Genomic DNA, 11,486 nt, shown 5'->3' on the forward strand with positions numbered 1-11,486 from the left:
ATTCTCATGACTATGTTGCAGCTTTATAAACGTTCACAGCATTTTGTTTTTATTACAATTAGCGTCCTTATTATCCTGCTGTCCTGTCAGTCTCTGGCATTTGCCCGGGGGCAAACGAATGGCGACCTGCCGTCAAAAGCAGATGTGCAAAACCAGCTGGATACGCTGAATAAGCAAAAAGATCTCTCCGCCCAGGATAAGCTTGTCCAGCAGGACCTTATTGATACGTTAGCTACGCTGGATAAAATCGAGCGGGTGAAAGAGGAGACCGTACAGCTACGGCAGAAGGTGGCGCAGGCGCCTGAAAAAATGCGTCAGGCGACGGCTGCGTTGAATGCGCTGAGCGACGTCGATAATGATGATGAAATGCGAAAAACGCTGAGTGCGCTTTCGCTACGTCAGCTTGAGCTGCGCGTGGCGCAGGTACTGGATGATTTGCAAAATTCGCAAAACGATCTTGCCGCTTATAACAGCCAGCTTGTTTCGCTACAGACCCAGCCTGAGCGCGTGCAAAACGCCATGTATACCGCCTCACAGCAAATACAGCAAATCCGTAACCGTCTGGACGGCAATAACGTCGGCGAAGCCGCGCTTCGCCCCAGCCAACAGGTGTTATTACAGGCACAACAGGCGCTGCTTAATGCGCAGATCGACCAGCAACGTAAGAGTCTTGAAGGAAATACCGTTTTGCAGGACACCCTGCAAAAACAGCGGGATTACGTGACGGCCAACAGTAATCGCCTTGAACATCAGCTTCAACTTTTACAGGAGGCGGTCAACAGTAAACGACTTACGCTAACGGAAAAAACGGCCCAGGAGGCCATTTCGCCGGACGAAACGGCGCGTATCCAGGCGAACCCGCTGGTAAAACAGGAACTGGATATTAACCATCAACTCAGCCAGCGTCTGATTGTCGCGACCGAAAACGGCAATATGTTGATGCAGCAAAACATTAAAGTAAAAAACTGGCTCGATCGCGCGCTGCAGTCGGAAAGAAATATCAAAGAACAGATTGCCGTCTTAAAAGGCAGCCTGTTGCTGTCGCGTATTCTTTATCAACAGCAGCAAACCTTGCCCTCCGCCGACGAACTCGAAGATATGACCAACCGCATTGCGGATTTGCGTCTGGAGCAGTTTGAAATCAACCAGCAGCGTGATGCCTTATTCCAAAGCGATGCCTTTGTCGACAAGCTGGAGGAGGGGCATACCAGCGAGGTAAATGATGAAGTTCATGATGCGTTGCTTCAGGTGGTGGAGATGCGCCGTGAGCTATTGGATCAGCTAAATAAACAGTTGGGTAACCAGCTGATGATGGCGATTAACCTGCAAGTTAACCAGCAGCAGTTGATGAGCGTCTCGAAAAATCTGAAAGCCATTCTGACGCAGCAGATTTTTTGGGTGAACAGTAACCGCCCTATGGACTGGGACTGGCTTAAAGCGTTCCCCCAAACGTTAAAAGAGCAATTCAGCGCCATGAAAATCACGGTGAACTGGCAAAAAGCCTGGCCCGCGGTATTTATTGCTTTTTTGGCCGGGTTGCCGCTCTTGCTCATCGCCGGTTTAATCCGCTGGCGTCTGAAATGGTTAAAAGCGTATCAACAGAAGCTGGCCGCCGCCGTGGGATCGTTGCGTAACGATAGTCAACTCAATACGCCAAAAGCTATTCTGATCGATCTGATCCGCGCGCTGCCGGTGTGTCTGATTATCCTCGCGCTTGGACTGATCCTGCTGACCATGCAGCTAAATATCAGCGATCTGCTCTGGGCCTTTAGTAAAAAGCTCGCAATGTTCTGGCTGGTCTTTGGGCTGTGCTGGAAGGTGCTGGAAAAAGAGGGCGTGGCGATACGCCATTTTGGTATGCCGGCGCAGTTGACCAGCCACTGGCGTCGCCAGATTGTACGCATTAGCCTCGCATTGCTGCCGCTGCACTTTTGGTCTGTGGTGGCGGAGTTGTCGCCGCTGAATCTGATGGATGACGTGCTGGGGCAGGCGGTTATTTTCCTCAATCTGCTGGTCATAACATTGCTGGTGTGGCCACTGTGCCGGGAAAGCTGGCGCGATAAAGAATCTCACGGCATTCGACTGGTGACCGTGACGATTCTTTCCATCATTCCGGTGGCGTTAATGGTATTAACGGCGACCGGCTATTTCTATACCACCCTGCGCCTGGCGGGACGCTGGATTGAAACCGTCTATCTGGTCATTATCTGGAACCTGCTTTATCAAACGGTGCTGCGCGGGTTAAGCGTAGCGGCACGCCGGATTGCCTGGCGACGCGCGCTGGCTCGTCGTCAGAACCTGGTAAAAGAGGGAGCGGAAGGCGCGGAGCCACAGGAAGAACCCACCATCGCGCTGGAGCAGATTAACCAGCAAACATTACGTATCACGATGCTGCTAATGCTTGCCCTGTTCGGCGTTATGTTCTGGGCGATTTGGTCCGATTTGATCACCGTATTCAGCTATCTTGATAGCATCACGCTGTGGCACTACAACGGCTCCGAAGCTGGCGCTGCGGTGGTGAAAAGCGTGACGATGGGCAGCTTGCTATTCGCCATTATTGCCGCGATGGTGGCCTGGGCGCTCATCCGCAACTTACCCGGCCTGCTGGAAGTGCTGGTGCTTTCACGTCTGAATATGCGCCAGGGGGCTTCGTATGCGATCACCACGATCCTTAACTACGTCATTATCGCTGTTGGCGCGATGACAGTATTCGGATCGCTCGGCGTCTCGTGGGATAAACTCCAGTGGCTGGCGGCGGCGTTGTCGGTGGGTCTCGGCTTTGGGCTACAGGAGATCTTCGGTAACTTTGTCTCGGGTTTAATCATCCTCTTCGAACGTCCGGTACGCATTGGCGATACGGTAACGATCGGCACCTACTCCGGCACGGTCAGTAAGATTCGTATTCGCGCCACCACTATTACCGATTTTGATCGTAAAGAAGTGATCATTCCGAACAAAGCGTTCGTAACGGAGCGGCTGATTAACTGGTCCCTCTCCGATACCACGACTCGTCTGGTGATCCGGCTTGGCGTGGCTTATGGCTCGGATCTGGAGAAAGTGAAAAGAGTCCTGCTACAGGCGGCGATGGAGCATCCGAAGGTGATGCACGATCCGGAACCTGCCGTATTCTTCACCACCTTTGGCGCCAGCACTCTGGATCATGAACTGCGTCTGTATGTGCGTGAATTGCGCGATCGTAGCCATACGGTGGATGAACTGAACCGCGCGATCGATCGACTGTGCCGTGAAAATGATATCAATATCGCCTTTAACCAGCTTGAGGTGCATCTGCATAACGCGAAGGGCGACGAAGTCACTGAAGTGAAGCGCGATCTCAACGGCGGCGATCTGGCGCCTACGGCAAGCTAAAAGGCGGTGGGCTGCGCGCTTTATGAGTGCGCGCGGCGCCGCTAATGTGAAAGCGTAGAAAGCTCTTCCGGCGTAATGCCGGTGACGCTGGCGATGAGCCCGGGTTCCAGCCCGTTGGCAAGCATTTTGCGGGCAATAGCGCGCGCTTCGGCCTCACGGCCTTGTGCTAACCCTTGCTCAAGGCCTTTTTGCAGACCCTTTTGCAACCCTTCCGTTCGGCCTTTTTCTTCCAGCCATTCCGCTATTGTCATCAGTTGTTCCTTATACTGCGGCGCGCCCTGCGCCAGTTGACGAATCAGCGCTCCGGGTTCTGCGGCGTTTCCTGCTTTCAACATATAGTTGATCAGCACACTGAGCTGCGCGTCCGTCAAATAATCCTGCGTTAAAAGCGTGATAAGGGGGTCGAGCAGTTCGCTTAAATCGCGTTGACGAATATGTTTTTGCAGGAGCTCTAACATCGCTATCCGCCGATGCTGCAAAAGCTGATTATCCGGCATTGTCGTCAGGTCGACCAGCGCAAATTCATGACTGTATAAGGCCTTCGCCATATCCGGTTTCACAAACATATTATGCCAGTTAAGGCTATAGGGCCACGGGCTTTCCGGACCGTGATAAAAGAGGATTGGTACCACCAGCGGCAAGGTATCATGACCGGCATCCAGATGACGCTGCATGGCGGCAATGGCGTACCGCATCAGGCGAAAAGCCATCAGCCGGTCTGATTTGCTCTGATGTTCAATGAGCGCGTAAACATACCCGGGGCCGTGTTGGGTATGCAGAGAGTAGAGAATATCTGAATAGCGGCTGCGTAAATTGTCTTCAACAAAACTCCCCGACTCCAGCTTCAGTGAATCCAGATCGCAGATTGCAAGAAAGTCTTCTGGCATGTGGAGAGCCAGAAAGTCGCGGGCGACCTCTTTTTGCATCAGCATTTGTCGAAATACCGCATCGTGCGGCGTGGTGGGTAGACGTTCCATGACCCATCCCTTGTTGCCTGACGGTAGCGACCACTCTGTCAGCGACAACGAGGACAAACCAGCGGGCAATTACTCTGTTTGCGAGTCGTCTTCCGTACTTTTTAACTTGTTTTCATAATCACGCATAACTATTTCCAGCGCGCGTAGCACCGTTCGTGCCGGTAAGCGATTCTCTTCAAGCAGCACAATTAAATCCACGGCCAGTTTGACTTCATCAGGGGCATTTTCAAGCGACATACTTTCTCCAGGGTTAACGGGTTAAACGCGCCAGTACGTTTTCTATTTTCTCCAGCGCATGTCGGCAGCGCGCCAGCCGTCCTTCATAGATCTCGACTTCCTTTTGCAGCGTTTGTTGTTCGACAAGGCCGGTCGCCTGCGCCAGACGAATTTTGCGCTCCTGTGTCATCGCCAGTAGTCGACGTTCAAACTCCTGATGCTGTATTCGTCTGCGCTGCCAACGGCCAAGCCCTGGCGCGGCGGTGTCCCACTGGCGCAGCGACCAGGCGGCGGTTTCACGCGATATCGCCTCCAGTTGCGAAGCCAGATGTTCCGCCAGCCAGGCGACTTGCGGCAGTTGCTCATGTTTTACCGCCTGACGCAACGCGGCGAGATTGGCGTCAGCCTCTTCCAGATATCCCTGCAACAGAGTACTGCGGGTACGGAAAAGGTGTCGGTCAAAGCGCGCGCTTAACGTCGCATGTTGCGCCAGCGGCGCGCAGCGTTGGCGTAGCGTCGCCAGCCTCTCTTCCAGCGTCTGTAACAGCATAGCGGTTTTCAATTCAACACCCCGATGAAAATAAGACAGGCTGTGCTACAGTAGCCTTCTGTTTGATAACGATTCGCATTATGCAACGTACTATTTTAATCATCATTGGCTGGCTGGCGGTAGTATTAGGGACACTGGGCGTGGTTTTGCCCCTGTTGCCGACTACGCCGTTCATTTTACTGGCGGCCTGGTGTTTCGCCCGCTCGTCGCCGCGTTTCCATGCCTGGTTGTTATACCGCTCATGGTTTGGCGGTTATCTGCGCCACTGGCAGCGCTATCGGGCCATGCCGCCGGGAGCGAAACCGCGAGCGATCGCGTTGATATTGCTGACCTTTGGTATCTCGCTGTGGCTGGTGAATATGATGTGGGTGCGGGTGCTGCTGTTGGTTATTTTGGCCTGCCTGCTGATTTTTATGTGGCGGATACCGGTGATTGATGAAAAGCAACAAAAGCGCTGAAGCACACGAATCGCTGTTGCAATTGTCGTTCACAGCCAGTAAATTCGACCGTTTTCGAGCACAGGCGCAGGCGGTCAAAGAGTAACCGAGCGTTACCCCTGACTGAAAAGTATTGCGCCGTGAGTAACACCGTACTTAGCAGGCATATATCCATGACCGCGACTGCACAGCAGCTTGAGTTTCTCAAAAACAGCATCAAAAGCATTCAGGATTACCCGAAACCGGGCATTCTTTTCCGTGATGTCACCAGCTTACTGGAAGACCCGAAAGCCTACGCGCTCAGTATTGAACTGTTGGTTGAGCGTTATAAAAATGCGGGTATCACCAAAGTGGTCGGCACCGAAGCGCGTGGCTTCCTGTTTGGCGCGCCGGTTGCGCTTGGGCTGGGCGTTGGTTTTGTTCCGGTACGTAAACCGCGCAAATTACCGCGTGAAACTATTGCCGAGACCTATGAATTAGAGTACGGCACCGATCAGCTGGAAATCCATGTCGACGCGATTAAACCTGGCGACAACGTGCTGGTCGTGGACGATCTGCTGGCGACTGGCGGCACCATTGAGGCGACCGTGAAGCTGATCCGTCGTCTGGGCGGGAAAGTCACCGATGCGGCGTTCATCATCAATTTGTTCGATCTGGGCGGCGAGCAGCGTCTGGAAAAGCAGGGGATTACCTGTTATAGCCTGGTGCCGTTTCCAGGGCATTGATTCAGGCTATCCGCACTGCTATTTTAGCCAGAGAGACAACCTCGCTGTATCGGCGAGGTTGTGTTAGCATTACCCTTCTATGAATCCACCTTCCAGCGTTTCAGAGCCTGCCAATGAGTTATCAGGTCTTAGCCAGAAAATGGCGCCCACAAACCTTTGCTGACGTCGTCGGCCAGGAACATGTGCTGACCGCACTGGCGAACGGCTTGTCGTTAGGGCGCATTCATCACGCATATCTTTTTTCCGGCACGCGCGGCGTCGGTAAAACCTCTATCGCCCGACTGCTGGCGAAGGGGCTGAACTGCGAAACCGGTATTACCGCGACGCCGTGCGGCGTTTGCGATAATTGTCGGGAAATTGAGCAGGGGCGTTTTGTCGATCTCATTGAGATTGACGCCGCATCGCGTACCAAAGTCGAAGACACCCGCGACCTGCTGGATAACGTCCAGTACGCGCCTGCGCGCGGTCGCTTTAAAGTCTATCTGATCGATGAAGTCCACATGCTGTCGCGCCACAGCTTTAATGCGTTACTTAAAACGCTTGAAGAGCCGCCAGCGCATGTGAAATTTTTACTGGCGACCACCGATCCGCAGAAGCTGCCGGTGACCATTTTGTCGCGCTGCCTACAGTTTCATCTCAAAGCGCTGGATGTTGAACAGATTCGCCATCAGCTTGAGCATATTCTCAATGAGGAACATATCGCTCACGAACCCCGCGCGTTGCAGTTGTTATCACGGGCGGCTGACGGCAGCCTGCGCGATGCATTAAGTCTGACTGACCAGGCGATCGCCAGCGGCGACGGGCAGGTTTCGACGCAGGCGGTAAGCGCCATGCTCGGTACGCTGGACGACGACCAGGCTTTGTCATTAGTCGAGGCGGTGGTTGACGCTAACGGCGAACGCGTCATGTCGCTTATCAACGAGGCGGCGGCGCGCGGTATTGAATGGGAAGCGCTGCTGGTCGAAATGCTTAGCCTGCTGCACCGTATTGCGATGGTGCAACTTTCGCCTGCCGCGTTAGGCAGCGATATGGCGGCTATCGAGCAACGGATGCGCGAACTTGCCCGGACGGTGCCTCCCGGCGATCTTCAGCTCTATTATCAGACGTTGTTGATTGGTCGCAAAGAATTGCCCTGGGCGCCGGACCGGCGGATGGGCGTTGAAATGACGTTACTGCGTGCGCTGGCGTTTCACCCGCGTATGCCATTGCCGGAGCCTGAAACGCCGCGGCAGTCTTTTGCGCCCGTGGCCCCAACGGCGGTAATGACGCCGCCGCAGGTGCAGCAGCCGTCGGCGCCCGCGCCGCAGACATCGCCAGCGCCACTGCCGGCGTCTACCAGTCAGGTGCTGGCGGCGCGCAATCAGCTACAGCGCGCGCAGGGAGTAACCAAAACAAAAAAGAGTGAACCGGCAGCCGCATCCCGCGCGCGGCCGGTGAATAACTCTGCGCTGGAGCGGCTGGCCTCGGTTTCGGAGCGCGTACAGGCGCGCCCGGCGCCGTCTGCGCTGGAAACGGCACCAGTAAAGAAAGAGGCTTATCGCTGGAAGGCCACCACGCCGGTAGTACAAACCAAAGAAGTGGTGGCTACGCCAAAAGCGCTTAAGAAAGCTCTGGAGCATGAAAAAACGCCGGAGCTGGCGGCTAAACTGGCGGCGGAAGCGATTGAGCGCGATCCGTGGGCGGCGCAGGTAAGCCAGCTTTCTTTGCCTAAGCTGGTGGAGCAGGTGGCGCTTAATGCCTGGAAGGAGCAGAACGGCAACGCGGTTTGTCTGCATCTGCGCTCGACGCAGCGGCACCTCAATTCCAGCGGCGCGCAGCAAAAGCTGGCGCAAGCGCTCAGCGATCTGACGGGAACGACGGTTGAACTGACCATCGTTGAAGATGATAATCCCGCGGTGCGTACGCCGCTGGAATGGCGTCAGGCTATTTATGAAGAGAAACTCGCGCAAGCGCGTGAGTCAATTATCGCGGATAATAACATTCAGACGCTGCGTCGATTCTTCGACGCCGAGCTGGATGAAGAGAGTATCCGCCCCATTTGATCGTAAGCCTGGCTTGCGATTGTGAACCATCAAGAGAGAGAGCTTATGTTTGGAAAAGGCGGTCTGGGCAATCTGATGAAACAGGCCCAGCAGATGCAGGAAAAAATGCAGAAAATGCAGGAAGAGATTGCGCAGCTGGAAGTGACCGGCGAATCCGGCGCGGGTCTGGTGAAGGTTACCATCAACGGCGCGCATAACTGCCGCCGCGTGGAAATTGACCCAAGCCTGCTGGAAGATGACAAAGAGATGCTGGAAGATCTGGTCGCTGCGGCCTTCAACGATGCGGCGCGCCGCATTGAAGAGACGCAAAAAGAGAAGATGGCTTCCGTCTCTTCCGGTATGCAACTGCCGCCAGGCTTTAAGATGCCATTCTGATGCAAACCAGTCCGCTGTTAACTCAGCTTATGGAAGCGTTGCGCTGCCTTCCGGGCGTCGGCCCTAAGTCGGCGCAGCGGATGGCGTTTACCCTGTTGCAGCGCGATCGCAGCGGCGGAATGCGCCTGGCGCAGGCGCTGACCCGGGCGATGTCGGAAATCGGCCACTGCGCCGACTGCCGTACCTTTACCGAGCAGGATGTCTGTAATATCTGCTCGAACCCGCGGCGTCAGGAAAACGGCCAGATTTGCGTGGTGGAGAGTCCTGCGGATATCTACGCCATTGAGCAGACCGGGCAATTTTCCGGGCGGTATTTCGTGCTGATGGGCCACCTGTCGCCGCTGGACGGCATCGGGCCGGATGATATCGGTCTCGATCGTCTGGAACAGCGGCTGGCGTCAGAAAAAATCAGTGAGCTGATCCTCGCGACCAACCCGACGGTTGAAGGGGAGGCTACCGCGAATTATATTGCCGAGCTGTGCGCGGAGGCCGGCGTCGAAGCCAGTCGTATCGCCCACGGCGTGCCGGTTGGCGGCGAACTGGAGATGGTCGACGGTACGACGCTGTCCCACTCGCTGGCGGGACGCCATAAGATTATTTTCTGAACAAACGGAGGCGGCATTCGCGGCCTCCGCTTGAAATCACACCCGCTTGTCCCCATCTCACCCTCAACGTATTTTTACCATTAAAAATGGCATTGTTGAGGTCTATCCACATGAAAGGACAAGAAACGCGTGGTTTTCAGTCAGAAGTTAAACAGCTTCTGCACCTGATGATCCATTCTCTTTATTCCAATAAAGAAATCTTCCTGCGTGAACTCATCTCTAACGCCTCAGATGCGGCGGACAAGCTGCGTTTCCGCGCTCTGTCAAACCCGGATCTGTATGAAGGAGATGGCGAGCTGCGTGTGCGCGTCTCTTTCGATAAAGATAAGCGTACGTTGACCATTGCCGATAACGGCGTGGGGATGAATCGTGATGAGGTGATTGACCACTTAGGCACCATTGCCAAGTCCGGCACCAAATCTTTCCTCGAATCAATGGGGTCCGATCAGGCGAAAGATAGCCAGCTCATTGGTCAGTTTGGCGTAGGCTTCTACTCCGCGTTTATTGTGGCCGATAAAGTGACCGTACGTACCCGTGCGGCAGGCGACAAGCCGGAAAATGGCGTGTTCTGGGAATCGGCAGGCGAAGGCGAATACACCGTTGCCGATATCACCAAAAATGACCGTGGTACGGAAATCACCTTACACCTGCGTGAAGGCGAAGATGAATTCCTCGATGACTGGCGCGTACGCTCAATTATCAGTAAATATTCCGATCACATCGCATTGCCGGTAGAGATTGAAAAACGGGAAGAAAAAGACGGCGAAACCGTGATTTCCTGGGAGAAAATCAACAAGGCTCAGGCGTTGTGGACCCGCAACAAGTCGGAAATTAAAGACGACGAGTACAACGAGTTTTACAAGCACATCGCGCATGATTTCACCGATCCGCTGACCTGGAGCCACAACCGCGTGGAAGGTAAGCAGGAGTACACCAGCCTGCTGTATATCCCATCGCAGGCGCCGTGGGATCTGTGGAACCGCGATCACAAACATGGTCTGAAGCTGTACGTACAGCGCGTGTTCATTATGGACGATGCCGAGCAGTTCATGCCGAACTATCTGCGTTTCGTGCGCGGCCTGATTGATTCTAATGACCTGCCGTTGAACGTCTCCCGTGAAATCCTGCAGGACAGCACGGTAACGCGTAATCTGCGTAGCGCTCTGACCAAACGCGTCCTGCAAATGCTGGAAAAACTGGCGAAAGACGACGCGGAAAAATACCAAACCTTCTGGAAACAGTTCGGTCTGGTGCTGAAAGAAGGCCCGGCGGAAGATCACGCCAACCAGGAAGCGATCGCTAAACTGTTGCGCTTTGCCTCTACCCATACCGACTCTTCCGCCCAGACCGTGTCGCTGGAAGATTACGTCTCCCGGATGAAAGAAGGGCAGGAAAAAATCTACTACATCACCGCAGACAGCTATGCGGCGGCGAAAAACAGCCCGCACCTGGAGCTGCTGCGTAAGAAAGGCATCGAAGTGCTGCTGCTCTCCGATCGCATCGACGAGTGGATGATGAACTACCTGACCGAGTTTGACGGTAAAGCATTCCAGTCGGTCGCTAAAGCCGATGAGTCCATCGAAAAACTGGCGGATGAAGTCGACGAAAACGCGAAAGAAGCGGAAAAGGCGCTTGAGCCGTTCGTGGAGCGTGTCAAAACCCTGCTGGGCGATCGCGTGAAAGAGGTGCGTCTGACGCATCGTTTAACCGACACGCCGGCGATTGTCACCACCGATGCGGATGAAATGAGCACCCAGATGGCGAAACTGTTCGCCGCGGCCGGTCAGTCCGTGCCGGAAGTGAAATACATCTTTGAGCTCAACCCGGATCATGTGCTGGTCAAACGCACTGCCGATACCGAGGATGAAGCGCAGTTTAAAGAGTGGGTCGAGCTGCTGCTGGATCAGGCGCTGTTCGCTGAACGCGGTACGCTGGAAGATCCGAACCAGTTTATCCGCCGTATGAACCAGTTGCTGGTGTCCTGATAACGCTCATCTGATTGCCGGATAGCGACGCGAAGCATCTTATCCGGCCTACGGACGGGTACTGTTTTGTGACTGCCGGATGGCGACGTGAAACGTTTTATCCGGCCTACGGACGGGTACTGTTTTGTGACTGCCGGATGGCGACGCGAAGCGTCTTATCCGGCCTACGGACGGGTACTGTTTTGTGACTGCCGGATGGCGACGT

The 11,486-nt window shown here is 54.6% G+C and carries 10 protein-coding genes and 1 other annotated feature; of the genes, 7 read left to right on the forward strand and 3 right to left on the reverse strand.

The window, feature by feature from the left end:
* Nucleotides 1–6 precede the first annotated feature (6 nt).
* Nucleotides 7–3,369, forward strand: coding sequence for a mechanosensitive channel MscK (gene mscK / locus ACLD4F_RS11910; RefSeq protein WP_000178234.1), 3,363 nt, complete (start codon nt 7–9; stop codon nt 3,367–3,369).
* A 41-nt stretch (nt 3,370–3,410) separates the two neighbouring features.
* On the opposite strand, the gene ACLD4F_RS11915 is transcribed toward mscK, so the two are convergent.
* The 3 genes from ACLD4F_RS11915 to priC all read right to left on the reverse strand — a co-directional run bounded on the left by ACLD4F_RS11915 (nt 3,411) and on the right by priC (nt 5,124).
* Nucleotides 3,411–4,346 (reverse strand): Rpn family recombination-promoting nuclease/putative transposase, encoded by a 936-nt coding sequence (locus ACLD4F_RS11915; RefSeq protein ID WP_097363409.1) that lies wholly within the window; start codon nt 4,344–4,346, stop codon nt 3,411–3,413.
* A 69-nt stretch (nt 4,347–4,415) separates the two neighbouring features.
* Nucleotides 4,416–4,583 carry a pleiotropic regulatory protein RsmS gene (gene rsmS / locus ACLD4F_RS11920; protein ID WP_000051161.1) on the reverse strand — a complete coding sequence of 56 codons (168 nt, stop codon included), beginning with the start codon at nt 4,581–4,583 and terminating at the stop codon, nt 4,416–4,418.
* A 13-nt stretch (nt 4,584–4,596) separates the two neighbouring features.
* A complete protein-coding gene (gene priC, locus ACLD4F_RS11925; RefSeq protein ID WP_001519637.1) occupies nt 4,597–5,124 on the reverse strand; it encodes a primosomal replication protein N'' in 528 nt (175 codons plus the stop codon).
* Between the two features lie 68 nt (nt 5,125–5,192).
* Here priC and ACLD4F_RS11930 point away from each other — a divergent pair, with 68 nt between their 5' ends.
* From ACLD4F_RS11930 to htpG, 6 genes are all read left to right on the forward strand, one after another.
* The gene (locus ACLD4F_RS11930) at nt 5,193–5,570 is read left to right on the forward strand and encodes a DUF454 family protein (protein WP_001189860.1); all 378 of its coding nucleotides are present in this window, start codon (nt 5,193–5,195) and stop codon (nt 5,568–5,570) included.
* Nucleotides 5,571–5,722: 152 nt separating this feature from the next.
* Complete coding sequence (gene apt / locus ACLD4F_RS11935) at nt 5,723–6,274, forward strand: adenine phosphoribosyltransferase (RefSeq protein ID WP_000127350.1); 552 nt, start codon at nt 5,723–5,725, stop codon at nt 6,272–6,274.
* Nucleotides 6,275–6,387: 113 nt separating this feature from the next.
* On the forward strand, nt 6,388–8,316 hold the full coding sequence (gene dnaX / locus ACLD4F_RS11940) for a DNA polymerase III subunit gamma/tau (protein ID WP_000121967.1): 1,929 nt from the start codon (nt 6,388–6,390) through the stop codon (nt 8,314–8,316).
* Nucleotides 7,649–7,713, forward strand: a sequence feature (DnaX frameshifting element). Its footprint overlaps the gene before it by 65 nt.
* A gap of 45 nt (nt 8,317–8,361) precedes the next feature.
* Entirely contained in the window at nt 8,362–8,691 is a 330-nt protein-coding gene (locus ACLD4F_RS11945) for a YbaB/EbfC family nucleoid-associated protein (protein WP_000467098.1), read from the forward strand.
* Complete coding sequence (gene recR / locus ACLD4F_RS11950; protein ID WP_001195023.1) at nt 8,691–9,296, forward strand: recombination mediator RecR; 606 nt, start codon at nt 8,691–8,693, stop codon at nt 9,294–9,296. Before ACLD4F_RS11945 ends, recR begins: the two co-directional genes overlap by 1 nt.
* Before the next feature lie 110 nt (nt 9,297–9,406).
* The gene (gene htpG / locus ACLD4F_RS11955; protein ID WP_001523272.1) at nt 9,407–11,281 is read left to right on the forward strand and encodes a molecular chaperone HtpG; all 1,875 of its coding nucleotides are present in this window, start codon (nt 9,407–9,409) and stop codon (nt 11,279–11,281) included.
* Nucleotides 11,282–11,486 lie beyond the last annotated feature (205 nt).

This window comes from Salmonella sp. 741265050_HSA (genome assembly GCF_046569445.1).
GTDB lineage: Bacteria > Pseudomonadota > Gammaproteobacteria > Enterobacterales > Enterobacteriaceae > Salmonella > Salmonella enterica.